This window comes from Paenibacillus sp. FSL H7-0326 (assembly GCF_001955535.1).
Lineage (GTDB): Bacteria > Bacillota > Bacilli > Paenibacillales > Paenibacillaceae > Paenibacillus > Paenibacillus shunpengii.
Window position 1 is genome coordinate 1,630,883 of sequence record NZ_MPVN01000001.1, and the last position, 25,701, is coordinate 1,656,583.

Consider the following 25,701-nt stretch of genomic DNA (forward strand, 5'->3'; position numbering starts at 1 on the left):
AACATTATTCGATGTGCAGAATTCTTATTGTGAAATTGTATCCAGTATAACCCCAATGCGTATCATTTCACTAGTTACACTTCTTCCACTATATTATTACAAGAATAAGCCGCATCTCTATATGAGAGGCGACTTATCTCAGCTACCTATATTAGAAGTATCATAGCCACTTTCTTCCCGCTGTACCCTCACCCTCTATCTCCGCATCTTCGGATCGAGAATATCTCGCATCCCGTCACCCAATAGATTAAATCCAAGTACCGTCAGCATGATCGATACGCCAGGAAAAATGAGAGTCCACGGTGCGGTCTGGATAAATTGTCTCGAATCCGACAGCATCTTCCCCCACTCCGGAGAAGGAGGCTGGGCTCCCATTCCCAGAAATCCAAGTGCGGCAGCTTCCAGAATCCCCGTCCCAATCCCGAGCGTGCCTTGCACGATGATGGGAGTGAGACTGTTTGGAAGGACATGACTTAAGAGGATGCTGCCATTTTTCATACCAATCGACTTCGCTGCAGTAATGTACTCCTCCTGCTTCAAAGAGAGCACTCTCGCCCTGACCAGTCTTCCATAGGTCGGAATGTTGACGATGGCGATCGCTACCAGTGCATTGAATAAGGAAGGCCCCAGAATGGCAACGATGGCGATCGCGAGCAGAATACCTGGAAAGGCAAGCAGGATATCAAACAGCCGGGAGATCAGCATATCCAGCCATCTTCCATAGTATCCTGCAATGATGCCGAGCATCGTCCCAACTACAATCGAGCCTACAACTGACGCAAAGCCCACCCATAAGGAAATGCGTGCCCCGTACACCACACGGGTAAATACATCACGACCCAGATCATCCGTACCAAACCAATGCTCAGCAGATGGAGGCTTGAGCCGATCAGCGAGCACCTGCTCTTTATAATCATAGGGAGTAAGCAGAGGGGCCAATACCGCTACGCCGATAAAGAACACTAGGATAATGAGCCCTGCTACTGCCAACTTATGATGAAGAATTCCCCGAATAGCCTCACGCCATGGACCGGATACTTCTTCTGCTGCATCAACTCCGGCTTTACCGCTGCCTAGACTGACTTGTCCCATATCCGTCCCTCCTATTTGTACTGAATTCGAGGATCAATCGCCGCATACAAGAGATCAACGATCAGATTGATTAGAACGTAGATAAAAGCGATGATCAGAATGCCGGATTGTATGACAGGATAATCCCGGAAGCTTATCGCATCATAGATGTATCTCCCGACACCGGGCCAGGCAAAGATCGTCTCTGTCAGCACAGCTCCGCCCAGCAGCATTCCCATTTGCAGGCCAATAACTGTCAGGACAGGAATGAAGGCATTCTTTAATGCATGCTTGTAAACGACAAAAAATTGTCGCATGCCCTTCGCTCTCGCAGTTCGAATATAATCGGAGCTCATAACCTCAAGCATGCTGGAACGTGTCATTCGGGCAATAACCGCCATCGGAATCGTTCCGAGTGCGATACTTGGCAGGATCAGATGCTTCACTGCTGTCCATATTTGATCAGAACGTCCGGCGATGATCGCATCAACGACATTTAGACCGGTAACGGATTCGATGGGATCCCGTACATTCATGCGGCCGCTTGAAGGCAGCCATTTCAATTCGTTAGCGAATAACCACTGTTCCATCAGACCAAGCCAGAAGATTGGCATGGATACCCCTACTAATGCAATGACCATACAGATATAGTCAAACCAAGAATTATGCCGCCAAGCACTTATAATTCCTGCGTTCACTCCAATAACGACGGCGAAGATCATACTTGCCAGAGCAAGCTCCAGCGTCGCCATTAGATAAGGGACAATTTCCTGGGCAATAGGAATTTTGGTGCGGATGGATTCCCCAAGGTCACCTCGTACCAGTTCACTCAAGTACGTAAAATATTGCTCTAACCATGGTTTATCGAGCCCCAGTTGATCACGCAGCGCCTGCTTGGATTCTTCTGTCGCTTTCTCACCGAGGATTGTCTCCGCAGGGTCTCCAGGGATCGCGTGAATAATCGAGAATACGATAATCGTCATCCCCAGCAGCACAGGAATAAGAACTAAGAGTCTTTTGACAATATATGTACCGATTTCTCTCACCTGCCTGTAGTCAATTTAAATGTTGTATAAAGAGAGAAGAAGAACAAGCCGCAGTAAACTGCGGCCGTCAGCTATGCTATTTTTGAACTTCTTCGAGCTGTAAAAATCTCATCGTGTCAGGCGATATCTCATTCAAAATAGATCGATTCATACGACTCATTGCCTGTCGGCGCAAGTACGAGTCCCTTAAGATTGGCTGTGGCTGCAAGCAGCGGTGTCGTATGCACGAGAGGAACCCATGGCGCATCCTCCTTGATGATAACCTGAGCCTGCTTGTACAGCTCTTCACGTTTGGTCTGATCTGTCTCCTGCTGTGCTTCGACCAGGATGGTATGCAGCTCGTCACTTGAATAGTAGGTATAGTTATTGCTTGGAATGGCGTCCTTGTCCAGAAGCGTGTAGATGAAGTTATCCGGATCACCGTTATCTCCAGTCCAGCCCAGCATGAAGATATCCTCCTTCTCTCCTGCCTGCAGGTCATCAAGATAAGTCGCCCATTCTGGTGACTCAATATTTACCTTTACGCCAATCTGTTCAAAGTCCGCCTGGATTACTTCCGCCACTTTTCTACCATCCGGCATGTACGGACGCGGAACAGGCATCGCATAGAAGGTGTATTCGCCTGGCAGCCCATCAGGATAACCGGCTTCAGCAAGCAGCTGCTTTGCTTTTTCCAGATCATATTCGTAATCCTGAATCTCGTCATTATAGCCCCACAGGGTCGGCGGCATCGGATTCACGGCCGGTACCGCTTGTCCGGAGAAGAAGGCATCGATAATTCCCTGCTTGTTCACCGCATGGCTCAGCGCTATTCTTACCTTCGGATCGTTAAACGGCTCGTTGTTAAAGTTAAAGCCCAGATAAGCTACGTTAAAGGGCGGGCGTTCAATCTTCTGCAGCTCACTGTTGCTCTCAAGCGTTGTCAGGTGATCTGGACTCAAGTCCTCCATCAGATCGATCTCACCGTTCTGTAAGGCATTGAATCTCGCCGTGTTATCAGGTATGGAGCGCACAATGACTCTTTCAAGCTTAGGAAGGCCCTCCTTCCAATACTCGGCATTCTTCTCCAGGGTGATGGAATCGTTACGTTTCCACTCCTTGAAGACGAAGGGTCCGGTTCCGACCGGCTCACTCTTGAAGTTCTCCTTCTTCTCCTGAATCGCTGCCGGGCTGGCCATCCCGAAGGAAGGCATCGCAATATTTTGCAGGAATGGTGCTTGTGGATTATTTAATGTGAATTCAACGGTCAGATTGTCTACAGCCTTCACTTCCTTGATGATCCGGCTTCCTTCCGGCCCAAACATAGAGTCATAGTAATCAAACGAATCACCTTCGAATTTGAACTCACTATCCGGATCGTTCCAGCGGGTGAAGTTGAAGACAACAGCCTCTGCATTAAACTCTGTACCGTCATGGAATTTAATATTCGGTCTCAGGTTGAACACATATTTGAGTCCATCTGTAGATACTTCCCAGCTCTCGGCAAGCTCACCTTCCACCTCTGTCGTCCCCGGTTTATACCCGAGCAGTGTGTCGAATATCTGCTGCGTAATCTTCAGTGATTCGCCATCCGTGACAATCGATGGATCGAGCGCTACTGAATCGCCGCCTCTTCCCATCACGAGCTCCGTCTGCACTTCAGCAGCCGGTGTTTCTTCGGATGCTTCCGGCTCTGTTGAATTGCCTGGATCTGCGGTGCCCCCTCCCCCTCCGCTGCAGCCTGCAAGCATGATCATGACCGCAAATACAAACCCTAATACTCGCTGATGCTTACGTCTTCTCATCTACGAATTCCCCCTATGTATCTGATTGAATGGATTCAACATATAAGTGGCAGGCCGTAAAATGCCGGCTGTCCGTCTCAAGCAAAGCCGGTCGTTCTTCTCGGCATACGGGTACAGCATAGGAACAACGGGTATGGAACGCACAGCCTTGAGGTGCATTCGAAGGGCTCGGCACTTCCCCGGTGAGCACAATCCGTTCCTTCTTCACGAATGGGTCGGGCTCCGGAACAGATGACAGAAGCGCCTTCGTGTAAGGATGCTGAGGATTGTCAAACAGCTCCTTCTTATCTGCAAGTTCCACGATCCGCCCCAAGTACATCACAGCCACTCTGTCGCAGATATGCTTCACTACACTAAGATCATGAGCTATAAAAATGTAGGTCAGCGCAAACTGCTCCTGCAAATCCTGCAGCAGGTTGATGACCTGTGATTGAATCGAGACATCAAGGGCGGATACAGGTTCATCGAGCAAAATAAGCTTCGGCTGCAGGGCAAGTGCTCTCGCGATGCCGATTCGCTGCCGCTGGCCGCCTGAGAATTGATGAGGATAGCGCTGAATATGAGACGGGTTCAGCCCCACGACATCTATAAGCTCTTGCACACGTTCTTTTCGCTCGGCAGCTTGTCCAATCCCATGCACCTTGAGCGGCTCCTCCAGAATTCGGCCCACCGGATGACGCGGATCAAGCGAAGAATACGGATCCTGAAATACGATCTGCATCTCTCTCCTCTTCTTCCGCATCGCTTCCTCGCCCAGCTCTGTCAGCTCGACTCCGTCAAAACGAACGCTGCCTTCCGTAGGTTCGATGAGACGCAGCAGCGAGCGCCCGGCCGTCGATTTGCCACAGCCGCTTTCTCCTACAATGCCAAAGGTTTCTCCCCGGTTCACATCAAAGGAAAGGCCATCTACAGCTCGCACGACCTCCTGATGCTTGCTGAATCTTCCGAGCACGCCTCTGCGGATAGGATAGTACTTCTTCAAGCTGGTGACATTCAGCAAAGGCTCCTTCATATGGCATCCTCCCGTGGAAGCTCCTCCAGCCAGCAGCGGCTGTAATGACCTGTGCTTCGTTCCGTAAGCTCAGGCAGCTGTTCCGTACAGATTCCCATGACATACGAACATCGAGAAGCGAACCGACACCCCTTCATCTGACTGCTCATGACAGGAACTTGTCCAGGGATGGAATATAAACGGTCGCGGGAATCAGCAAGCCGCGGAACCGAGCGAATCAGGCCTTGCGTGTACGGGTGCTGAGGCCGGCTGAAAATGTCCCTTACAGTCCCTTGCTCAACCACCTTGCCTGCATACATGACCGCAACCCGATCACACATTTCAGCCACGACGCCGAGATCGTGAGTAATCATCAGCACAGCCGTACCGTGCTTCTTGTTCCTCGCTCGAAGCAAATCGAGAATTTGGGCCTGGATCGTCACGTCAAGAGCTGTAGTCGGTTCATCTGCGATCAGCACTTCCGGGTTGCAGGAGATGGCCATCGCAATCATGACCCGCTGTCGCATACCGCCGGATAATTCATGCGGATACTGGCTGATAACCTTGTCAGGCCGGGAGATTCCGACATCGGCCAGCAGACTGACCGCCTTACGCATCGACTCCTTGCGGCTGATACGCTCATGAAGACGAAGGGTTTCCATCATCTGCTGCCCAATGGTAAAGAGTGGATTCAAGGATGTCATCGGCTCTTGAAAAATCATGGAGATGGTCTTGCCGCGAATACGGCACATCTCCTTTTCCTTCAGCGGAACAAGATCCCGCCCCTTGAGATAGATCGCTCCTTCCACAATTTTTCCAGGAGGGCTTGGCACAAGCCGGAGGACCGATAAGGAGGTGATGCTCTTCCCGCAGCCGGACTCTCCGACGAGACCAACAACTTCACCGGGATAGAGAGCAAGATCAACGCCATCTACAGCAGGCACTTCCCCCTTGCTTGTCATAAAGCATGTCTTCAAATTCTCAATTCGAAGTACAGGTTCACTCATGCTGATCCCCTCTTTTTTTTGAATGTAAGTATGAATATGGCAGTTAATCTATGTGAGCGGCAAATAGCCGAAATCACCTATACAAGTGTGAAATTTAACGGTGAGTGTGACAGCTGCAATAATCGAACTTAGGTCAAATAATAGTCTGGTGAACCCATTTCGCAGCTCATTACAGAGAAGTGGAATTTGATGATGGTCTAGTTGATTAAGATCGGAGTATGTCTATTTGTTTGACATAGTGAGGTTTAAATTTAAGAAATAACATGAAGCAGGGTGTTTTTGTGATAAGTTGTCCATACTTTACAGTAAATATTGGTAAATTTCAATAGGTTATCTGTCATGGTTTTCAATATTATATATATAATGTAATATATTCTAACTTCAAATTAACGTATAAAAGGCGAACGATCCCAGTTATCGGGAAGATTCGCCTCCACATGAACTATTATGTCGCCTGTACCCCTGCAACCCCCTGCTCCTTACCCTCTTCCGAACAGGCTTGAGATCGCAATTAACAATCTTGTCTTTAATGTCTTATTTACAACAGACTTCTCTGACCCATTATTATAGAACGAAGGCTGCCGCTCATGTCCTAGATAATGCAGCTTCAGTTCTTCCACACGTACCATGTTTACCATCAATTCATCTCTCATCCGTAACCCTCTCCCTGTTCCTCTATTTGAACTCATTGTACCGGTAATCCAGCTGTTCAGCGTCGGCTTAGGGTCTGAACTGCAAGTATGAAAATGAATCGGTCTCGAGACGGAGTCATCCTAACCCTGCCTGCTTCATTATTCAGATGCGCGTACATCGCACAGGAACAGATCAGGCCCTGGAATAGAAACTTACCGCAAAGGGATAATATGGTATACTTCGAGCTATTTTGTAACAATTTGTGAAAAAAAGACCCTCACGTCAAGTTGGCGGCAGATATTTTACATAAATGATGAAGATTATATTTAATTTTTTTGATAGAATGTGCTTAAGTTAAAATTTGGGAGGGTTGGCCATCTATGTTTAAATGGAAAACAGCAATTTCTTCAGCTGCGGCTGCTGCACTATTATTTAGTTCTTTAGGACTTGCCAGCGCCGCTTCAGAAACAACAGGTTCTGTTTCTACTCCGAACAACAGCGGGACACACATTACACTATTACATACGAATGATTCACACGCCCGCGCAGTCGAGTCTTCACCGAATATGGGCTACGCCAAGGTAGCAGGGATTTTTGACAAATACCGTGCGGAGAACCCGAACACCCTGTTTCTCGATGCAGGGGACGCTGTACACGGGACGACCTTTGCTACACTGGTAAATGGAGAGAGTATTATAAAAGTCATGAACGAGATGGGCTATGATGCCTTCGTTCCCGGCAATCATGAATTCAATTATGGCTGGGAGCATCTCGTTACACTGACTGACAAGCTTAATTTCCCAACGATCAGTGCTAACGTAAGACTCAAAAGCGATGGGACAAGCCTGTACGAGCCTTATATTATTAAAGAAGTAGATGGAGTTAAGATCGGTATCATTGGATTAACAACGCCAGAGACAGCTTATAAGACGAACCCTAAGAACGTAGATGACATCGATTTTACCGATCCTTCGGATGAAGCTCAAAAATATGTAGATGAAATCCGCGATGAAGTAGATGTTGTCGTTATGCTCGCCCATATCGGTCAAGATGATTCAGATATGGACAACACCTTTGACATTCTGGACGAAGTCGACGGCATTGATATCTATATCGACGGACACAGCCATACGGTGCTGGAGGACGGATTCGTTGCTGACAATGGTACACTCGTTGCAAGCGCCGGCGAATATACGAATTATGTCGGTGTGGTTGATCTATGGGTAGATGAAGGCAAAGTCGTCTCCAAGAAAGCAACCTTGATTGATGAGACCGAAGCTGCAGGCATCGCTCCTAACGAGAAAGTAGCTGCTCTTGTGGCTTCTGTTACAGAAGAACAAGCGCCAATTCTGGATGAAGTCGTTGCTACGATCTCCACAGATCTGGAAGGTACACGCGAGAAGGTTCGTGCAGGCGAGACGAATCTGGGTGATCTGATCGCAGATGCACTTCGTGAAGTATCTGGTGCTGATATTGCCCTTACCAATGGCGGTGGAATTCGTGCTTCGATTGAGAAGGGTGAGGTAACCAAAGGAGAGGTTATCACGGTTCTTCCATTTGGTAATCAGATCGTTACTTTGAATGTTAAAGGTGAAGACGTCATTGCTGCCTTAGAGAACGGAGTAAAAAGCTATCCTGAAGCGAGCGGCGGATTCCCGCAAATCTCCGGTTTCAGCTTTAAGATTGATCCAGCCAAGGAGCCAGGAAGCCGCGTGCATTCCGTAATGGTAGGCAACGAGCCTATTGATCCTGAAGCTACTTACACACTGGCAACGAATGATTTCACTGCTATCGGCGGTGACGAATATGAAATGTTTACCAAGTATGCTCAAGCCGGTATGTACGGCTCCCTAGACGAAGCATTGATTACACATCTGCAGAAGCTGGGAAGTGCGGCTGTAACGACAGACGGACGTATCGCAGAAGCCGCAGCTCCTACAGTAACCACTCCTGTAGAAGAGACACCGGCTCCAGAAGCACCAGTGGAAGAAGAACAACCAGATACAACGACCAAACCAACGAAACCAACGAAACCAACAACACCTTCTGTCGAGAAACCAAAGGTATATGTCGTTAAATCTGGTGATACACTCTACTCGATCTCGAAGAAACACGGTACAACCTGGCAAACGATCCAAAAGCTCAACAAGATTAAAAATGCTCACTGGATTTATCCAGGTCAAACATTAAAATTACCTTCTGCTTCTTAAAAACGCACTATCTATAGATCAAAAGTCGTATGATATGGACTGGGCTTCTAAATAAATTCTAAAAATATTCAAAAAACTATTAATATCCTTAACAAGAATCCGATATTATAGTTATATAGTAATTATTTAGGAGTGAATTGAGTGTGACATATGTAATAATTTACGTACCGAATAGGTACTAAGTCACACTAACCTATGAATGATCTTTATAGCAAACCCACGAGATAAGTAAGACGAAGAATATCATATGACGACATTAGATTTTGATCTAAGCTTGATGCCATTCAAGAAAAGTCCTGAACTCAAGGTTCAGGACTTTTCTCTGTTTCCAGCCATTTAATGTCAGCTATCAGAAAATGATAGATTGCCTCTATACCAAGGTTAGGATATATGGCAGGGTCAAATCTTGCAGAATCGAATATATTATATTATCCATTTTGACTATCTCAAATAGGGTATAAGATGCAGCTTCGCCAGATCAATAATTTCCGCTAGAGAACAGCTGGACGCAAGACTTCCTTCAGGCTTCGCTTCGGTATACAGCTTGCATTCCACTCGCCCGTCGGCAGCCTCTCTTCCTACAATAATTCTCAGCGGTATCCCGAACAAATCAGCATCCTTGAATTTGACTCCCGGCCGTTCATCACGATCATCGACCAGGATTTCGAGTCCCAGCTGAGACAAGGCTTTCTCCATCTCGTTAGCAAGCTCCATCTGAACCGAATCCTTGCTTGATACAGGAATAATATGCACATGATACGGGGCAATCGATGCAGGCCAGTGCATCATACCGTCCTCGGCATATTGCTCTGCCACAGCTCCCACTAAACGCGACACTCCAATTCCGTAGCATCCCATGATCGGCACCTGCGGCTGCCCTTGCTGATCGAGGACAGAAGCTCCCATTGCATCGCTATATTTTGTACCCAATTTGAATATATGCCCTACTTCGATCCCTCGCTCGAAGGACAGCGCTGTACCGCATGAGGGACAAGTATCACCGCTGGCTGCATTTCTCACATCATGAACTTCATCCCAAGTGAAATCCAGTCCAGGCACGGACTGAACGTAATGATAGTCCTGCTCTCCAGCGCCAGTAACACTCGTCGTCATCTTCGCGACCGCGTGGTCAGCAATGACTGTCATCGAAAGATCATATGGACCCAGATATCCAACAGGCAGATTTAGCTCTCTGCTCATTTCTTCCGGCATGAGTTCAAGGGTGTGTGCTCCAAGCACCTTCTGCAGTTTAATCTCATTGACCTCATGATCGCCGCGAATAAGCACGGCTATAGGTCTGCCATCAGCCACATATAGCAAGGTCTTGATTACATCTTGAGCTGCCATTTTTAAAAAAAGTGTTAATTCGCTAATGGTCTTCACACCCGGTGTGTGTACCTTCACCTTAGCCGTAGTTCTATGCTGCTCCTGCGCGGCATCCAGAGCTTTGCTGTTATCCTGATTCGGACCGATTCCATACCGCGCCTTCTCCAGATTAGCAGCATAGTCGCAGTGGGTACAGAAAACAATGGTATCTTCACCGATGTCCGCAAGTGCCATATACTCATGGGTCTCACCACTGCCTCCAATCGTTCCGGCATCGGCTTCGACCTGCTTGAATCTCAGACCCAGGCGTGTGAATATGCGGGAGTAAGCTTCACTCATTGCTGTATAGGTCGTATCCAAATCCTCATATGTCGATGAGAACGAGTATGCATCCTTCATTATAAATTCCCGGCCGCGAAGCACACCAAATCGAGGTCTTCGCTCGTCCCGATATTTGGTACTGATCTGATAGAGTGTCACAGGCAGCTGGCGGTAGCTCTGCACATTATCACGTACAAGAGATGTAATGACTTCTTCGTGAGTTGGCCCCAGCGCAAAAGGACGTTCATGCCGATCTTGTAATCTCATCAGCTCTGGTCCATAATCGTCTGATCTCCCGGATTCGTCCCATAGCTCAAGCGGCTGCAAGGAAGGCAGCAAGGTCTCTTGTGCACCAATACGGTCCATTTCTTCACGAATAATTCGCTCAATCTTAAGAAGCACTCTTCTCCCCAGTGGTAAGAAGCTGTACACTCCAGAAGCCGTTTGTCGAATCATGCCTGAACGCAGCAGCAGTTTGTGACTACTGATCTCCGCTTCTGCAGGCGCTTCTCTTAAGGTTGGGGCGAGCAGCTGACTTTGTTTCATACTGGTAATCCTCCTTGTGTGTGTGCTAAAACGCAAAAAAGACACTCTCGTCAGGGACGAAAGTGTCGTGGTACCACCCTAATTTTAATCTTGCTCGAACAGGCCGGGCATGCCCTTGCTTCAAAGCGAGATCCTCTGTTTTCGGCTTAACGTGCCGAGCTTCCGGCAAATGGATACAAACAAATAACCTATCCACATGCAGCTCCAAGGTAGGAGTATAAGAAGCTTGCCTGGAGATCTCTCAGCACTAACGGATCTCTTCTCTGACAGGAAGCTATTACCATATACCATGTCCTTGTTCATTGCTGTTCACATTTTACAGAGCAGAATAATAGATTTACTGATTATTGTCAATCCTTTTCCATATAACGTGCTCACTTCTATCATTCTAAACACCAAGTGGAAAGAAAATACGCTGACAGTCTTGCAGCTACCAGGTAATATAGTATACAGGCCTCATCTCAAGCAGAAAGGAGTTATTAATCATGTTAGATTATATTATTTATGATTTGGAATTTACCGTTAGTCGAAGCACACGCTACACTTCTGAAATTATTGATATCGGTGCAGTCAGGGTAGCTCCCGTGGGCGAAGAAGGCACACTGGCTGTAATGGATACATTCCACACGTATGTAAGACCATCTAATAAATCGGTGCTCTCTGCGGACACCATCCAGTTTACAGGCATTACACAAAAGGATATCGACGCAGCTCCGCTGTTCCCTGAAGCAGTAAAAGAGCTCATTAACTGGCTTCCTGAGTCCTACTATCTATGCTCATGGGGTCCGGATGATAAGAGCAAATTCGTCTCCCATTGCCGTACACACCAAATGAAGGTCAACTGGATCATGAATCATAACGATGTACAGAAACAAATCTCGCGAATCCTTCGCAAAGAAGGCGGTCCACGTCAGCTTGGCCTTAGTCAGGCCCTAATGCTATGCGGCATCGAGTTTGATGGAACCCAGCACCGTGCACTGGATGACGCTCTGAATACAGCCAAAGTATTTATCCATCATTTCAACCAACTCAAGCTGGAGCAGAATAATGCAGCCGAAGAGGAAGGAACCAAATCCAAGCTCGTATATTCCAGCGGAGATGAAGACAAGCACAATCCATTTGGAGATCTGGCAAAATTGCTGGGATCGTCCGATTCGTGATATTCGTAATATTAAGCCTCTATACCACCCTCATTCTCATACAACGCCAGCCAAGTCTTGAGCCTCGCTCGCAACTCATTTCGGTACTGCGGGGGCTCGAGAATTTCCGCATCTGATCCAAATTGGACAAGCCAGTCCATGAACTCCTTATGATCATTCAAGGTTACCTCAAGAAGCAGGCTTCCTCCTGGCTCCTCTATTAACACGGGTTGTACCAGCATCTCACTTCTTCTAACCCGATCTGCAGCATGCGCCTTAAATCGAACCTTGTATGTAGTGTGCTCGTGACCTTTATGTACAGACCATGTTTCTTTAAAGAACGATTGCAGCTCCGCTGTTTCGCGTCGAAATGTCTGTGTCATGATTTCTACCTCTCTGATACAGCTCATCCGGAGAGCTTCAACACGATTCGTTTGATGACAATGACCAATTACATAGAAATGATGCTCCTTCGGAAGCAGATAATAGGGATCAATTCTTAACCGATCGCCAGCTCCTCCATCCATATATCCCTCTGTTCCTTCAGCTGGTGAAGAGTACGCCACTTCCATCGTATTCTGATAGACAGAAGCTTGGATAATGGATACGAGTACTTTCTCATCCTGCTCAGTGTCATAACCAGCTCCCAGCTTCATAACCGCTGCAAATTGCTCTGCCCATTCTACTCGCTCATTGTTCTTCTTAAGGCTTGCAGCCATGACCTTCTCATAAGCACTTTCAAAAGCAGAGGGCAGGATCGGCTTAATCTGATCCATCTCCTCTGCTACTTTTGCAAAGGCTGCATCTTCTTCCTCTGTCCAGTTCAGCGGATAAAGTGCAAATCGGCTAATAAATTGATAGCCCCGGCCATGTCCCATATTCACAACCGGAATATGCATCGCACTTAGGGCATCCATATCTCTGTAAATTGTACGCTCCGTCGTCTCACAGCGTTCAGCAAGCTCTCTCGCCAAGATACCAGGCTTCGCTTGTACCAAGGTAATAATGCGCATTAATCGAATAAGTCGCTCTGTCATGCGTATCCTCCTGCAACGATAAACTCAACATATTAAAATGAACTCATGTTCTATAGCTATCTATCCATATAGTCCATTCTATCTAGTAAAATTCTTATCGTCATCCTTTCACATAGTACTTTAGACTTATATCGGTTATTACCCTTTATTTCATTATGTATAACTTCATACGATAATAAACGCTGCAGACAACGGATGATATCGTTCTAGACTGTTCGTCATCAAATCTCATTATTTGGCCTGCTTCTCCATAAAATCTTCCTCATCTTCTTCAAGATAATAGGTACCGGATGATTCTCTGACGGTGTCGCTAAGCTCATCATTTAATTTCTCGTATGTCATTTGATAATATTCGCCTAACTGGATCAGGATCTGAGCTTCGCGGTAATATTCTAGATCTCCGGATCTTACAGCCATAATCAGCAGTTCATCCGTATGCCGCTTAATGATTTCGCAGCCTTCCTCTGTTCTTCCTCTTTCAAAAGCACGAAGTGCCTGCTTCATGATCCCCGTCGTCTCGCTCAGCTTTACATGTTTCTGAACTCTCAGATCGGGCTGCTTGTTCATAAGCCCCAAGTGAGCCGATATTTGTAAATAGATCTGCTCCCTTCGCAAGAGAACGCGCTGTTCCTGTTTCGTCTTGAAGGCACTCCAGTAGGCGGAGCACACTGACTTCTTACCGGCAGATTGTGAAGATACTGCCAGCTCAAGCAGTAATGTTTTGGTTTTTCCTTTATAAGCGCTTCCCATTTGCAAGACCCAGCCGGCATCCGTTTCCTTGGCTCTGGCTCCGTGTACTGCTTTAATAACAACTCCGTCTTCGGGCTTAAGCAGCAGCTCTACATCACGATATAAGAGCTTGGGCATGAGCTTGGATTGTCTCTTGGCAGGAGGACCGCTGCGCCACTCCATCAGCAGATATAGTGAGTTTTCTCCAGAGACAGAAATTACTTCACGATTCCAGGTACAAAATACGTCCAATATCGAACTCATCATTTCTCCTCCCCTGTAAGGCTTTTCTTAATACTAACAGTTCAAATCGACAACTGATTGTCACGGAACATATGTTCGGTACAAAATATTGCAAAAAAATGTGACTTTACGCGTTCCAGCTTTGCTCATTCGACTTAAAACGACAAAAAACCACCGATCTCAAAGGATCAGTGGTTATCGTGAGTGACTTCATATATGCGTTTAAACTGTTACTACATTATCCTCGGTATTCAATCGCTCGTTATCTATTGGAGCCAATGTATAGCCGTCGAATACATATCCGCTTCCTACCGGTTTTCCGTTTACTGTAATCATAATCGTCTTGTGTACTTCTTTTTCCATTTGATTGTTCATCATTGTTATCGTTCTCCTTCTATTATCCTTGCGTTCTCATTTGTTATATATGTTGTTTCGCTTCGTATCCTAGGCAATTATGAAATGGACGGTGATGAGCTCTAAGTTCGTGTCGTTCCTTCTTCTACTTACCCTCTTATCCACAAGATTAAACAAGAACATTACAAACTTTTCATTAGCAAACAATGGTGAAATATGAAACAATTAATAAAATAATCTCGTATAAAAATAACAGATTTCGCTGAACTCACAACGGGTAACAACCACTTGTATGTATTCTCAAGATAAGGTGGTGATGGAATGAAAAATTCAGGAATCAAGCTGTCACTTCTCACTATGGTCCTATACAGTATCACTCTATTCATATCCGACGCCCGAACACATGCGGGATTCTGGGAGAATCTATATAACGGTTACGAGCAGTACTCTAAGCTCCCTGAGGAAGTCAATCAATTGCAGCAAAGCTATGAGCAAACGATGAATGAGCTGAACAGCGCCAAGCAAAACATGGAGGCCTTCCAGGAGAGAAACGAAGACCTGATTCAGCAGAATGAGGAGCTCATGAAGCAGAATGCCAATCTGAATCAGCTTGTTTCACAGATGCAGCAGGCCGAGGCTGACCGTAAGGCTGCGCAGCAGAAAGTTATCAATACGGCGATTGTTGGCGTACTGCTCATTATCGGGTATTTTGTGCTCATCCGAGTAATTCGGTTCCGAATGCGCAGAGCTTCAAGACACTAGATCCCGCCAGGATTACAGTGCACACAATGACAATCAATCGATTAGAGGAGATTATCTCGATCAATGCAAATCTCACAAAGTATGGATGCGCCGGGTATGTCCGGACAAGCAGCAACCTTTTCACTGACGGAGCAGGACAAGATTCATATCCTCCATCCTCAGCAAATCGTTGCCTATCGGGGGCCCTCAAGCGGTCGGAACGATCGTTTGACAAACATCCAGGGCATGTACCGCAAAAGAAAGCTGATCCGCTCTGAAATGAGCGGGCCTTGCCAGTTTGTATGTGCCCTCCCGCCTGGTATTACGATGAAAAGAATCGACCTGGATGAGCACAGCGATCTGCTGTACGATTTTCGTCATTTACTATTTTATAGCGATGGAATTGAAATGCAGACCCGAATTCTCAAGCTGAAGAACATGCTCATTACCCGGGATGCGATCAAGATGAAATTTTCCGGAAAAGGTACGATCGGGATCCTGACCCAAGGACAGGTCTGTGAACAAGAGCTTCATCCAACCGCTCCATTATATGTGGATGCAGGCAGCATCATTGCCTATCCGGAGAATGCGAAGCTAGAGCTTACTGTGTACGGCAATCACCTTGCCAGTCAGCATATGAACTACCACTGGAAGATGACCGGTCACGGAACCGTTCTGTTCCAGGCCGGCCGGGAGAATCAGAAGCTGGAGAACGATATTAATGATGAAGGCTTCTTTAAGCGCTTGATGCGTGAAATGCTGCCCTTTGGCAATGTGTGGATCAAGTAAAATGTGGATAATGAAAAATAGCTTCTAATGTTCGGTTTTTCTGATATAATACTTACTGGAACTTTTGTTATGATTAGCTTATATGACAACTGAAAATTGAAATCCATGGATGAGATCCATGGGAGAGGTTCGCGAACTCCCTCTATAAAAAACTATACAGATTGTCAAAGATGAACTTTAAATTTACTGTCTGGGCCTGTAACCTGACTATGGCTGTAATACAGCTTGGTTAGAGTTACCTGGATTGTTTTTTTCTTATGCCTGTCATCTTGAAACGTCAATCTATATATGAGCCCTGCCCGTAGAGCAGAGGCCTGTTTTTTGTTGAACGAGTTAGGGAACCTCTCTTTTCTTCCTTTGAAGCGTACTGTATTTACGGCACGCAAATTCTAGAAGATGGAGAGGTTTTTTTATGTTTAAAAATGAAAAAGCAATCGTCGTATTCAGCGGCGGTCAAGATAGCACGACCTGCCTGTTCTGGGCGAAGAAGCATTTTGCTGAAGTGGAGGTCGTTACCTTTGACTACGGACAGCGGCACAAGCTGGAGATTGAAGTAGCTGCCGATATCGCCCGCGATCTTGATGTAGAGCAAACCGTTCTTGATATGAGCCTGTTGAACCAGCTCTCGCCGAACGCACTTACACGCAGCGACATTGAGATCACACAGGAAGAGGGACAGCTGCCGAGTACTTTTGTAGACGGCCGAAATCATCTCTTTCTAAGCTTCGCAGCAGTAATGGCCAAGCAAAAAGGCGCACGGCATATCATTACAGGCGTGTGCGAAACAGATTTCAGCGGATATCCGGATTGCCGTGATGTGTTCGTCAAATCGCTGAACGTCACGCTCAATCTGGCGATGGACTATGAGTTTGTCATTCATACGCCGCTCATGTGGCTGAACAAAGCCGAAACATGGGCGCTCTCGGATGAGCTGGGTGCATTTGATTATGTACGCGAGCGTACATTGACCTGCTACAACGGCATTAAAGGTGACGGCTGTGGAGAGTGTCCTGCCTGCAAGCTGCGCAAAGCAGGGCTTGATGAATATTTGACTGAACGAGGCGGTGCAAAGTGATGAGACCAGAACCCGGCACATTTCGGATTGTAGAACGGCTGCAGCGTATAGGTGAGGACATTCAGCAGGAGCAGCTCCGCTATCACCGGAAGCGGGTCCTTGTCAGCAAGGAGTTTACCTTTGACGCGGCGCATCATCTGCACTGCTATGAGGGTAAATGCAAGAATCTGCACGGCCATACCTACAAAGTCGTCTTCGGTATCAGTGGTATTCCTGGTGAGACGGGGATCACCGTGGACTTTGGAGATGTCAAAGAAATTTGGAAGACACAAATTGAAGGCTATCTCGATCATCAATATTTGAATGAAACACTGCCAGCGATGAATACAACGGCGGAAAATATGGTGGTCTGGATCTATGAACAAATGGAGGCTGCGCTGCAGAGTGAGCCTTATAAGACACAAATCGAAGGTGGACGGACCGAATTTGTGAGACTGTTTGAGACTCCAACCAGCTATGCGGAAGTCAGACGGGAGTGGATGCTTGATGAATAGCACAGATCTATCGACTGCTCCGTCCGAGCGAAAATCTCCCGCTCATCGTCCCATCCCTGTGCTCGAAATCTTTGGCCCTACCGTTCAAGGAGAAGGGATGGTCATTGGGCAGAAAACGATGTTCGTCAGAACGGCTGGCTGTGATTACCGCTGCTCATGGTGTGACTCGGCGTTTACCTGGGATGGCAGTGCCAAGGATCAGATTCGTCTGCTGAGCAGCGAGGACATCTGGAGTGAGCTTACCTCAATTGGCGGTGACCGTTTCTCCCACGTTACGATCTCCGGAGGGAATCCGGCCTTACTGCCTCAGATGGGAGAGCTCGTGAAGCTGCTGCAGGCTAGAGGCATTCGTACGGCCGTCGAGACTCAAGGCTCCAAATGGCAGGACTGGCTGATGGATATCAGTGAAGTCACACTATCTCCGAAGCCGCCAAGCTCAGGAATGACAACGGACTGGCAGAAGCTTGATGAGATCGTTCAGCGTCTGGCTAACCGGGCGAGTGACACAGCTTACAGCCTGAAAGTCGTCATTTTTGATGAGAAGGATCTGGAGTATGCACGTAAGGTGCATAAGCGCTACCCGGAAGTATCCATGTACTTGCAAACAGGCAACCCAGATGTTACCACTGGTGATGTGGAGAACCACGCCTCTTCCCTGCTGCATCGATATGAATGGCTGATCGACCGAACGATGGAGCTGCCTGATATGAATGAGGTGAGGGTGCTTCCACAGCTGCACACGCTAGTGTGGGGCAATAAGCGCGGAGTGTAGCGGAGCAATGTTCAGTATATGCAGTGAGGTTTTTGGATGAAGAACGACTTTTGACGTAGTCAACCGGAGTGATTCACCATTGACCGAACGCTTTTACATCGGGCCTGCGAGCCGAATATCAGCGAGCAGTGCCCACCAGCACACAATAATAATGCGGAAGCAATTTTCAGTATATGCAGTGAGGTTTTTGGATGAAGAACGACTTTTGACGAAGTCAACCGGAGTGATTCAGCCAAAAACCGAACGCTTTTACACAAATTGTTCCGCATCCAAGGAGAATGATGACAATGGCCGGACGCCAATCCGATGAACTGCAGGATATTACCCTGCTTGGCAATCAAGGAACGAAATACAATTTTGAATATGACCCTGACATCCTGGAGACCTTCGATAACAAGCATCCTTACAGAGATTACTTCGTGAAATTCAACAGCCCGGAGTTCACAAGCTTGTGCCCGATTACCGGACAGCCTGACTTCGCGACCATCTATATCAGCTACATTCCAGACATCAAAATGGTCGAGAGCAAATCGCTGAAGCTGTATCTGTTCAGCTTCCGCAATCATGGAGATTTCCACGAGGACGTAGTCAACATTATCATGAATGATCTCATCAAGCTGATGGACCCGCGTTACATTGAAGTATGGGGTAAATTTACGCCAAGAGGCGGAATTTCCATTGATCCTTACTGCAACTATGGCCGTCCAGGATCCAAATATGAAGAGCTTGCTACACAGCGCTTGTTCCAGCATGATATGTACCCGGAGAAAATCGATAACCGTTAATCGAGATTCCAAGCTAACAGGTGTATGGAGCCGTTTCACTTTGCAGTGAAGGGGCTCCTTTTGCTATTTACCGTTATTCCGCCATTGCAGGTTAAGTAATTTTTGCCATATGATGAGAGAATCTTCGTTGCTTACGGTTGTTCACTTAACTATGCAGGGGATGATTGGCATCGATTACACCTTATCTTTTCTTCCCTGTACTTCAAAGGAGACCATCACATGTCACTCAATTCGTTAACAAAAGCCGGCGGTTCTGGCGCCCGGCTGCTGCCGCGTCCGGGCAGTGATCCGCAGACTACAATCTTCCCCATTCTGATTGCCATTGGTCTTGTGCATCTGCTCAATGATTCGGTGCAATCCGTCATTCCCGCGATCTTTCCGGTGCTGCAGGATAACATGGGGATCAGCTACAGTCAGATGGGGTGGATCGCATTCGCCCTGAATATCACCGCTTCGATCATGCAGCCGGTCGTAGGTTATTTCTCCGATAAACGGCCAACGCCCGCGCTGCTTCCGATCGGTATGGCGTTTACCTGCTCAGGGATGATCTTCCTCGCCTTTGCCAATAGTTATATGGCGATTCTGCTTGCGGTAATTATGGTCGGATTAGGCTCGGCCGCCTTCCATCCCGAAGGCTCCAAAGTGTCCCATATGGCGGCAGGCAATCGCCGCGGTTTGGCTCAATCTATCTTTCAGGTTGGAGGTAACGCGGGCCAGTCGCTGGCACCGCTTCTAACCCGCTGGGTGTTCATTCCTTTTGGACTTATGGGCTCACTCGGCTTCGCAGCCCTGGCAATGGTCGGAATTGCTGTTCAAATCTACATCGCGAGATGGTACGGAAGAACCCTTCGAAGCGCAGGGTACGCCAAGAAAAAAGCAAACGCAGGTGTCATGAATCCAGCAGTGAAAAACAAAATTATGTATGCCTTTGTCGTACTCGTTCTGCTCGTATTTGTACGGTCCTGGTATATTTCATCGATCGGCAGCTACTATGCCTTCTTCCTGAAGGATGCCTTTGCGCTTTCGACGGAAGATGCACAGATTTTTATTTTCTTGTTCCTGGGAGCAGGTGCAGTGGGTACCTTCCTGGGCGGACCGCTGGCTGACCGTTTTGGTAAGCGCAATGTCATTTTGGCGTCAATGGCACTGGCCTCTCCGCTTGCACTGATTCTGCCTTATGCGAATCTGTTCTGGACAGGAGTACTGCTGACCATCATCGGATTCATCATGCTGTCCAGCTTCTCCGTAACCGTCGTCTATGCCCAAATGCTCGTGCCCGGCAAGATCGGTACCGTATCCGGCATGATCACAGGTCTTGCCTTTGGACTCGGGGGCCTTGGCTCATTGGTGCTTGGCAACTGGATCGACGCAGCAGGAATTAATACAGTGATGTTCGTCTGCAGCTTCATGCCGCTGCTGGGTGTACTCACCTTCCTATTGCCAACCGATAAACGTCTCGCCTCCTGGACGGATCATACCGCTTCCTAAGGAAATACTAGAATTGTATAGGTAACGTAGAAAAGCGCTCGGGAATCATCCCGGGCGCTTTATTTCTGTCTGCAGCAACCCTGCTGCAATAGAAGAGGCTTGTTTATTGCTTAGGCCGCTTCTTTACTAGTAGTGATATAAGCAATTGCACGACGATATATATAATACCTATGATAATGAATGGAGCAGGGATACCTGCCGTCATCATAAAAAACACAATCACCAGTCCAATCAACGTATAAAAGAGACGTTTCCCCGTCCTTCGCCTAGTATTCTTCACTTCTGCACTCCCTTCACTTAAAAAGCGATATTACGTTAAGCCTTATAACGCTAATTGATCGCAAAGGTTGCACGAAAAAAATTACTTCGCGCCAATTGTACGATATTGTCCTGGAGCGAGCCCTGTCCATTTTTTAAAAGCATGCTGAAACGCACTGTCCTCCGAAAAATGAAGCAAATAAGCAATGTCCGCAATGGACTGCTCCGGCTCCTTAAGATATCTAAGCGCAAGCTCCTTGCGAATATCATTGAGCAGCCTTGTGTATGTCGTATTCTCCTGCTGAAGCTTAGCCTGGAGCGTTCTCGTGCTCATATGAAAATACGCTGCAGCATCCGATATACTTGGCAGGCTGACCCTGAGCTGCTCCATGATCCACCTTGTGAGCTCATCCGTAAAATGACGGCCGGCCTTCAGCTTAAGGAGTACATCTGAAGTCCGTTCTTCAAACCATCCGGCAAGCCGGACATCGGCATAAAGCACCGGATACTCCAGTACTTTCTGAGGAAAATACAGACTTGTATGCTCCTTATTAAACTCGGGCTGCACACCCAGCACTTTCCTGTACTCATCTCCGCTGTCCGGTTCCGGATGCATGAGCGTTATCCTGCTGAACTCGATAGCTCTGCCGCTAAGCCGAATCATGATATGAACAAGCGAGCTCACCATATCGTCTACACAATGTCTTGATGGCGGATAAGACAGCTCTTCCAGCGATAAAGTGAGTACCGCCTCTGAACCCTGCCTAGAGAGCCGTATATCATAGCCGCTGCAGACCGTTGCATAATATCTTTGATAGGCGTGAATACATTCCCCAATGGTCCCCGAATGCACCATCGTATACCCCAGCACTCCAAGATCCGCCATCTCCATCTGAGAACCCTGGTGAAGTCCAAAATGCTCATCCTCCAGAAGCTCTGCCGCCGCACAAGCCAGCTTCACATGCTGCTCTGCCCCAATGCGGGCTTCCGGATCCTGCAGCAATCTGGGGTCCAGACCATTGTCCCGGCAAAAGGTGTCCACATCATAACCGGATAAAGAAACGCTCCTGATCATGGTATATAGCATCGTAATGGATATGCCGTAATCGACGATCTCCCCCACCTCCCTTAAAAAAGCAGAACAGAACATGAATTCTGCGTGATAGATCATAAGTATAAATTCAAACTTCCTATATGATGAGTAACGAAGAACATTTCACACGCATCCATTAGGAGGATTAAATGATATGAGTAAATCTCAACTACCCGTAATTACGATTATACTAGGACATCCTGATCGTGACAGCTACTGCACCGCACTCGCTCAAGCTTATATGAAGGGAGCTAGAGAGCAAGGAGCAACCGTTCACTTGCTTGAGCTCGGCGAGCTGAGCTTCAACCCCAACCTCAAATACGGATACAGACAACGGACTGAGCTGGAGCCGGACCTGCTGTATGCTCAGGAGATGATCAAGCAATCGGATCACATTGTCCTGATCTATCCCCTCTGGTGGGGAAGCATGCCAGCGCTTCTCAAAGGCTTCTTTGATCGGATTCTTCTTCCCCACTATGCTTATCTGCAGCGTCCGAGCAGTCTGCTCTGGGATAAGCTTCTTACCGGCAAGACAGCCCACCTTATTGTCACGATGGACACTCCATCCTTGTATTATCGGCTCATATATGGAAGGGCAGGACACCGAGTGGTCACACAAGGTATATTCGGTTACTGCGGAATCAAGACACGAAAAATTACCGAAATCGGTCCGGTTAAAACATCGACAGACGTTAAGAAACAGCAGTGGCTGAGTAAAATCCACAAGCTTGGAGCCAAGCTGGCCTGACGTTACAGAAAAGTTATGCATCAAGCGATAGGATTGATTCGTATCCTGCTGTGGTTCCCATGCCGTTATCCACATGCCCATGCGGGGTTGCTGTATGACTGAGCGTAAGTCTCTACGCAAGCTCTGCCAATCGTTTGAGCAAGCGGCGTTTCTTATACAGCATTTTCCCTGCTTCAGACACATCGGACAGCGTTCCTTTGTTGCTGATGGACCCGAATATAATCCCTGCGATGGGAATCATCTGAAACAGCTGCTTCCAGCCAAGACTGTCCCGATACGTATTGACCACCTCGCGCCAGCCCTGGATCTGGGATATGACCTCAGCATTCGTATGCTCTTCATCGAAGGTAGCGAGTTCGGTTAGGATCGCTTTCTTTCCGACGATGTCGGCGGAAGAGAACTGAAGACATTTGAGTACAAATACTCGCTCCATGGGATCATTCGGATCATAGCCGTAACAGATGGCGATCTCTTGGAGCGTCTTGAGTGAATTGCCGAGAACCAGCGTCATGTCTGCAGCCATCGTAATAAATCCGCCGACCCCGGTAGCTGCACCGCTTGCCGCTGCAAATTTCACGCGCTCCGAGATAATGTCATCTGCTACCTGGTCCATTACCAAGACAGGCAGGTGTGATACCTGTTCAAGTGAAATGGCAGAGGCCTCTTCATGGTCAGCATCCTTCTGCTTCTGGCCTTTGCCTGTTACACTCGCAGTGACGCTTGAAGCGGCTGTGCTCAGCTGTTTGAACAGCGTCTTCATACTGCCTTTCTTGTCTTCTTCCTTAGTGGAACCTTCCTTAGTGGAACCTTCCTGAGCTTCACCTTGCAGTATGTTATTAATCCGGCGAAGCACCGTTTTTGGGTTAACCAGAAATTTACCGCCATTCTGAATAAAAGCACCCATTTCATTCAGGACATCTCCCAGCTTGTCGCGAACAATCTTCGGCGTCAGCTTATCCAGCATCACAAAGGGCAGCCGGCCAAGCTTTTCCCAAAAAAAGATATCCTTCTGCTCGTTCTCCCATTTCTCTATGTCAGCCAGCTGGCTCTTCAATTCATCGGCATGTTCCATCTTCATTATAATAACGTTCTCCTTCTATTCATTTCTCTTAAATTTCACAACATGTATACGATTTAGAATGGAGAAAAGATGCATTTCTATTCTTCATTTCCTGTTCACATTAGGTGTGATCCAAATCACAATTCGTCCCTTATGTCTCTTCTATACTTGAACTAATTCAACAGAGGGGGCTTTATTTATGTTAAGTACTCAAGATATCAAAATCATTCAATCCACGGTTCCTGTGCTCGAAGTGCACGGCAATGAGATTACACGGCGGTTCTATAAGCTGATGTTTGAACATCATCCTGAGCTGCTCCATATTTTCAATCATACCAATCAGAGCCAAGGCAAGCAGCAAGCAGCACTAGCCGCGATGGTATATGCTGCTGCCAAATATATTGATCGACTTGAAACTGTACTGCCAGCTGTTACCCAAGTCGCCCATAAGCACCGCAGCCTCGGGGTAAAGCCGGAGCACTATCCCATCGTTGGCAAGTATTTGCTGATGGCGATCAAGGATGTACTGGGTGAAGCCGCTACAGATGAGATTATTGAGGCGTGGGGGAATGCTTACCAGGTCATTGCCGACGTATTTATCCAAATGGAGGCCAAAATGTATGAGGAGGCTTCCGATCAGCCTGGAGGCTGGGAAGGCTTCCGTGCATTTGAGGTCGTAAAAACCGTGGACGAAAGTGACATTATCCGTTCCTTCTACTTACAGCCTGCAGATCAATCGCCGCTCGCTCCGTTCGATCCTGGGCAATACATTAGTGTGAAAGTTGAAATTCCAGGTGATTCATATACCCATATTCGTCAGTACAGCTTGTCGGGCGCTCCCGGTCTGCCGCATTACCGAATCAGTGTCAAGAAAGAGACAGCCAGAGGGGATTCACCTGCGGGCAGAGTATCCAGCTATCTCCATGATCAGATTCACGCAGGCGACACCCTATGGCTGTCAGCACCTGCAGGAGACTTCAAGCTTGAGATGCAGGATGATCGTCCGCTTGTGCTCATCGGAGGAGGCATCGGCATCACTCCCCTCATCAGCATGCTTCAGTCTGAACTGGCCAGCGGCGCAGAACGTGACATTACGTTCATTCATGCAGCTCAGCACATGAAGGTCCAAGCCATGGGACCACAGATCCGGCAACTGGAACAGGAGCATGACCGTCTGTCTGCTTACTTCTGTTACAGCGATCCTCAATCCGAAGATGAGGGCTACGACAGAGCAGGGAGAATCGATTCAGCCTGGCTTGCAGAGGTCGTTCAGACGACAGATGCTCATTTTTACTTCTGCGGACCGACCTTGTTCATGAAGAGTCTTCGGGGCATACTGCTGGACTGGGGTGTACGGGAGCAGGATTTGCATTATGAATTTTTCGGACCCAAAGAGCAGCTATAAATCCGGCTCCTGCACTTCCGATGTACCTGCTCTCAGCAAACGGTTAACTGTCTCTCTTCGGAGACCAATCAGCTGTCCGATCTCGGATTGGGTGAGCACATCGGTCATTTTCTCTGGAGCGAGGTAACCTTCCAGCCATCCCTGAAGCCGGCGAAGTCGTTCTGCGGGATGGGTCTCTGTCATTTGATCCATTCTCTCCTGCATCATTCTAACCTTATTTTGCAGCAGAAGTGCGATATCCCGATACTTCGCGGGCTGCTCCGATAAAGCATGATACCATGCTGTGGAAGGGATCACTTCAATCTCACATTTAGTTAGAGCTATAGCCGTTCCGAAACAAGGACCCGGACTGATCAGGCTATGATGAGGAATGGTTTCTCCGGGTACGATGAGATTAACGAGATAAGCATTGCCATCCTCCTGAATTCGGACGATTTTTAGCAAGCCTTTATGAAGATGATACAGCGGCCCAGTATCTCCCTGACGAAAAAGAATCTCGCCTTTATGTAAAATCATGTTTTTCCTCCAGCTTTCTATAATACATTTGAGTGATGAT

At 47.5% G+C, this 25,701-nt stretch carries 24 protein-coding genes and 1 riboswitch; of the genes, 11 read left to right on the plus strand and 13 right to left on the minus strand.

Annotated elements, in window-relative coordinates; all coding sequences use genetic code 11:
* Positions 1 to 195 precede the first annotated feature (195 nt).
* From nikC to BK126_RS29340, 6 genes are all read right to left on the minus strand, one after another.
* Entirely contained in the window at positions 196 to 1,092 is an 897-nt protein-coding gene (gene nikC / locus BK126_RS08015; protein ID WP_076312050.1) for a nickel transporter permease, read from the minus strand.
* Positions 1,093 to 1,103: 11 nt separating this feature from the next.
* The gene (locus BK126_RS08020; RefSeq protein ID WP_090726386.1) at positions 1,104 to 2,108 is read right to left on the minus strand and encodes an ABC transporter permease; all 1,005 of its coding nucleotides are present in this window, start codon (positions 2,106 to 2,108) and stop codon (positions 1,104 to 1,106) included.
* Between the two features lie 137 nt (positions 2,109 to 2,245).
* Entirely contained in the window at positions 2,246 to 3,901 is a 1,656-nt protein-coding gene (locus BK126_RS08025; protein WP_076312051.1) for an ABC transporter substrate-binding protein, read from the minus strand.
* A 13-nt stretch (positions 3,902 to 3,914) separates the two neighbouring features.
* Positions 3,915 to 4,913, minus strand: a complete 999-nt coding sequence (locus BK126_RS08030) for an ABC transporter ATP-binding protein (protein WP_076312052.1) — start codon at positions 4,911 to 4,913, stop codon at positions 3,915 to 3,917.
* Positions 4,910 to 5,899, minus strand: coding sequence for an ABC transporter ATP-binding protein (locus BK126_RS08035; RefSeq protein ID WP_076312053.1), 990 nt, complete (start codon positions 5,897 to 5,899; stop codon positions 4,910 to 4,912). Before BK126_RS08035 ends, BK126_RS08030 begins: the two co-directional genes overlap by 4 nt.
* A gap of 479 nt (positions 5,900 to 6,378) precedes the next feature.
* Positions 6,379 to 6,552, minus strand: coding sequence for a hypothetical protein (locus BK126_RS29340; RefSeq protein ID WP_179085524.1), 174 nt, complete (start codon positions 6,550 to 6,552; stop codon positions 6,379 to 6,381).
* A 360-nt stretch (positions 6,553 to 6,912) separates the two neighbouring features.
* Between BK126_RS29340 and BK126_RS08040 the strand changes: the two genes are divergently transcribed.
* Positions 6,913 to 8,742 (plus strand): 5'-nucleotidase C-terminal domain-containing protein, encoded by a 1,830-nt coding sequence (locus tag BK126_RS08040; RefSeq protein ID WP_076312054.1) that lies wholly within the window; start codon positions 6,913 to 6,915, stop codon positions 8,740 to 8,742.
* A gap of 441 nt (positions 8,743 to 9,183) precedes the next feature.
* On the opposite strand, the gene BK126_RS08045 is transcribed toward BK126_RS08040, so the two are convergent.
* Positions 9,184 to 10,935, minus strand: coding sequence for a proline--tRNA ligase (locus BK126_RS08045; RefSeq protein WP_076312055.1), 1,752 nt, complete (start codon positions 10,933 to 10,935; stop codon positions 9,184 to 9,186).
* Positions 10,936 to 11,420: 485 nt separating this feature from the next.
* Between BK126_RS08045 and BK126_RS08055 the strand changes: the two genes are divergently transcribed.
* Positions 11,421 to 12,095 (plus strand): 3'-5' exonuclease, encoded by a 675-nt coding sequence (locus BK126_RS08055; protein ID WP_076312057.1) that lies wholly within the window; start codon positions 11,421 to 11,423, stop codon positions 12,093 to 12,095.
* 11 nt (positions 12,096 to 12,106) lie between these two features.
* Here BK126_RS08055 and BK126_RS08060 read toward each other — a convergent pair whose 3' ends face one another.
* From BK126_RS08060 to BK126_RS29345, 3 genes are all read right to left on the minus strand, one after another.
* Positions 12,107 to 13,111 (minus strand): helix-turn-helix transcriptional regulator, encoded by a 1,005-nt coding sequence (locus BK126_RS08060; protein ID WP_076312058.1) that lies wholly within the window; start codon positions 13,109 to 13,111, stop codon positions 12,107 to 12,109.
* Positions 13,112 to 13,342: 231 nt separating this feature from the next.
* Positions 13,343 to 14,107: a hypothetical protein gene (locus BK126_RS08065; protein WP_143757693.1), complete on the minus strand. Its 765-nt coding sequence runs from the start codon at positions 14,105 to 14,107 to the stop codon at positions 13,343 to 13,345.
* Between the two features lie 198 nt (positions 14,108 to 14,305).
* On the minus strand, positions 14,306 to 14,461 hold the full coding sequence (locus BK126_RS29345) for a hypothetical protein (RefSeq protein WP_177178792.1): 156 nt from the start codon (positions 14,459 to 14,461) through the stop codon (positions 14,306 to 14,308).
* A 297-nt stretch (positions 14,462 to 14,758) separates the two neighbouring features.
* Here BK126_RS29345 and BK126_RS08070 point away from each other — a divergent pair, with 297 nt between their 5' ends.
* The 7 genes from BK126_RS08070 to BK126_RS08100 all read left to right on the plus strand — a co-directional run bounded on the left by BK126_RS08070 (position 14,759) and on the right by BK126_RS08100 (position 20,581).
* Positions 14,759 to 15,199: an MreC domain-containing protein gene (locus BK126_RS08070; protein WP_076312060.1), complete on the plus strand. Its 441-nt coding sequence runs from the start codon at positions 14,759 to 14,761 to the stop codon at positions 15,197 to 15,199.
* A 63-nt stretch (positions 15,200 to 15,262) separates the two neighbouring features.
* Positions 15,263 to 15,967, plus strand: coding sequence for an AIM24 family protein (locus BK126_RS08075; RefSeq protein WP_047912227.1), 705 nt, complete (start codon positions 15,263 to 15,265; stop codon positions 15,965 to 15,967).
* Between the two features lie 118 nt (positions 15,968 to 16,085).
* Positions 16,086 to 16,129, plus strand: a riboswitch (PreQ1 riboswitch).
* Positions 16,130 to 16,379: 250 nt separating this feature from the next.
* Entirely contained in the window at positions 16,380 to 17,042 is a 663-nt protein-coding gene (gene queC / locus BK126_RS08080; RefSeq protein ID WP_076312061.1) for a 7-cyano-7-deazaguanine synthase QueC, read from the plus strand.
* Positions 17,042 to 17,536 carry a 6-carboxytetrahydropterin synthase QueD gene (gene queD / locus BK126_RS08085; protein ID WP_047912229.1) on the plus strand — a complete coding sequence of 165 codons (495 nt, stop codon included), beginning with the start codon at positions 17,042 to 17,044 and terminating at the stop codon, positions 17,534 to 17,536. The genes queC and queD overlap by 1 nt, the downstream gene beginning before the upstream one ends.
* Positions 17,529 to 18,308, plus strand: coding sequence for a 7-carboxy-7-deazaguanine synthase QueE (gene queE / locus BK126_RS08090; protein ID WP_076312062.1), 780 nt, complete (start codon positions 17,529 to 17,531; stop codon positions 18,306 to 18,308). The genes queD and queE overlap by 8 nt, the downstream gene beginning before the upstream one ends.
* A gap of 287 nt (positions 18,309 to 18,595) precedes the next feature.
* Entirely contained in the window at positions 18,596 to 19,093 is a 498-nt protein-coding gene (queF, locus tag BK126_RS08095; protein WP_047912231.1) for a preQ(1) synthase, read from the plus strand.
* A 219-nt stretch (positions 19,094 to 19,312) separates the two neighbouring features.
* On the plus strand, positions 19,313 to 20,581 hold the full coding sequence (locus BK126_RS08100; protein ID WP_047912232.1) for an MFS transporter: 1,269 nt from the start codon (positions 19,313 to 19,315) through the stop codon (positions 20,579 to 20,581).
* Positions 20,582 to 20,942: 361 nt separating this feature from the next.
* Here the strand turns inward: BK126_RS08100 and BK126_RS08105 are convergent, their stop codons facing one another.
* On the minus strand, positions 20,943 to 22,010 hold the full coding sequence (locus BK126_RS08105; protein WP_083655771.1) for an AraC family transcriptional regulator: 1,068 nt from the start codon (positions 22,008 to 22,010) through the stop codon (positions 20,943 to 20,945).
* Positions 22,011 to 22,086: 76 nt separating this feature from the next.
* Between BK126_RS08105 and BK126_RS08110 the strand changes: the two genes are divergently transcribed.
* The gene (locus BK126_RS08110) at positions 22,087 to 22,680 is read left to right on the plus strand and encodes an NAD(P)H-dependent oxidoreductase (protein ID WP_076312063.1); all 594 of its coding nucleotides are present in this window, start codon (positions 22,087 to 22,089) and stop codon (positions 22,678 to 22,680) included.
* 112 nt (positions 22,681 to 22,792) lie between these two features.
* Here the strand turns inward: BK126_RS08110 and BK126_RS08115 are convergent, their stop codons facing one another.
* Positions 22,793 to 23,752: an EcsC family protein gene (locus BK126_RS08115; protein WP_090726388.1), complete on the minus strand. Its 960-nt coding sequence runs from the start codon at positions 23,750 to 23,752 to the stop codon at positions 22,793 to 22,795.
* Between the two features lie 187 nt (positions 23,753 to 23,939).
* Between BK126_RS08115 and hmpA the strand changes: the two genes are divergently transcribed.
* The gene (gene hmpA, locus BK126_RS08120) at positions 23,940 to 25,145 is read left to right on the plus strand and encodes an NO-inducible flavohemoprotein (RefSeq protein WP_076312065.1); all 1,206 of its coding nucleotides are present in this window, start codon (positions 23,940 to 23,942) and stop codon (positions 25,143 to 25,145) included.
* Here the strand turns inward: hmpA and BK126_RS08125 are convergent.
* A complete protein-coding gene (locus BK126_RS08125; RefSeq protein ID WP_076312066.1) occupies positions 25,140 to 25,661 on the minus strand; it encodes a Crp/Fnr family transcriptional regulator in 522 nt (173 codons plus the stop codon). The two genes, hmpA and BK126_RS08125, sit on opposite strands and share 6 nt — an antisense overlap.
* Positions 25,662 to 25,701 lie beyond the last annotated feature (40 nt).

Coding starts and splice junctions, on each gene's coding strand:
- nikC (WP_076312050.1), bottom strand. CDS start 1,092: ATGGGACAAGTCAGTCTAGGCAGCGGTAAAGCCGGAGTTGATGCAGCA.
- BK126_RS08025 (WP_076312051.1), bottom strand. CDS start 3,901: ATGAGAAGACGTAAGCATCAGCGAGTATTAGGGTTTGTATTTGCGGTC.
- BK126_RS08030 (WP_076312052.1), bottom strand. CDS start 4,913: ATGAAGGAGCCTTTGCTGAATGTCACCAGCTTGAAGAAGTACTATCCT.
- BK126_RS08035 (WP_076312053.1), bottom strand. CDS start 5,899: ATGAGTGAACCTGTACTTCGAATTGAGAATTTGAAGACATGCTTTATG.
- BK126_RS29340 (WP_179085524.1), bottom strand. CDS start 6,552: ATGAGAGATGAATTGATGGTAAACATGGTACGTGTGGAAGAACTGAAG.
- BK126_RS08040 (WP_076312054.1), top strand. CDS start 6,913: ATGTTTAAATGGAAAACAGCAATTTCTTCAGCTGCGGCTGCTGCACTA.
- BK126_RS08045 (WP_076312055.1), bottom strand. CDS start 10,935: ATGAAACAAAGTCAGCTGCTCGCCCCAACCTTAAGAGAAGCGCCTGCA.
- BK126_RS08055 (WP_076312057.1), top strand. CDS start 11,421: ATGTTAGATTATATTATTTATGATTTGGAATTTACCGTTAGTCGAAGC.
- BK126_RS08060 (WP_076312058.1), bottom strand. CDS start 13,111: ATGACAGAGCGACTTATTCGATTAATGCGCATTATTACCTTGGTACAA.
- BK126_RS08065 (WP_143757693.1), bottom strand. CDS start 14,107: ATGATGAGTTCGATATTGGACGTATTTTGTACCTGGAATCGTGAAGTA.
- BK126_RS29345 (WP_177178792.1), bottom strand. CDS start 14,461: ATGATGAACAATCAAATGGAAAAAGAAGTACACAAGACGATTATGATT.
- BK126_RS08070 (WP_076312060.1), top strand. CDS start 14,759: ATGAAAAATTCAGGAATCAAGCTGTCACTTCTCACTATGGTCCTATAC.
- BK126_RS08075 (WP_047912227.1), top strand. CDS start 15,263: ATGCAAATCTCACAAAGTATGGATGCGCCGGGTATGTCCGGACAAGCA.
- queC (WP_076312061.1), top strand. CDS start 16,380: ATGTTTAAAAATGAAAAAGCAATCGTCGTATTCAGCGGCGGTCAAGAT.
- queD (WP_047912229.1), top strand. CDS start 17,042: ATGAGACCAGAACCCGGCACATTTCGGATTGTAGAACGGCTGCAGCGT.
- queE (WP_076312062.1), top strand. CDS start 17,529: ATGAATAGCACAGATCTATCGACTGCTCCGTCCGAGCGAAAATCTCCC.
- queF (WP_047912231.1), top strand. CDS start 18,596: ATGGCCGGACGCCAATCCGATGAACTGCAGGATATTACCCTGCTTGGC.
- BK126_RS08100 (WP_047912232.1), top strand. CDS start 19,313: ATGTCACTCAATTCGTTAACAAAAGCCGGCGGTTCTGGCGCCCGGCTG.
- BK126_RS08105 (WP_083655771.1), bottom strand. CDS start 22,010: ATGATCTATCACGCAGAATTCATGTTCTGTTCTGCTTTTTTAAGGGAG.
- BK126_RS08110 (WP_076312063.1), top strand. CDS start 22,087: ATGAGTAAATCTCAACTACCCGTAATTACGATTATACTAGGACATCCT.
- BK126_RS08115 (WP_090726388.1), bottom strand. CDS start 23,752: ATGGAACATGCCGATGAATTGAAGAGCCAGCTGGCTGACATAGAGAAA.
- hmpA (WP_076312065.1), top strand. CDS start 23,940: ATGTTAAGTACTCAAGATATCAAAATCATTCAATCCACGGTTCCTGTG.
- BK126_RS08125 (WP_076312066.1), bottom strand. CDS start 25,661: ATGATTTTACATAAAGGCGAGATTCTTTTTCGTCAGGGAGATACTGGG.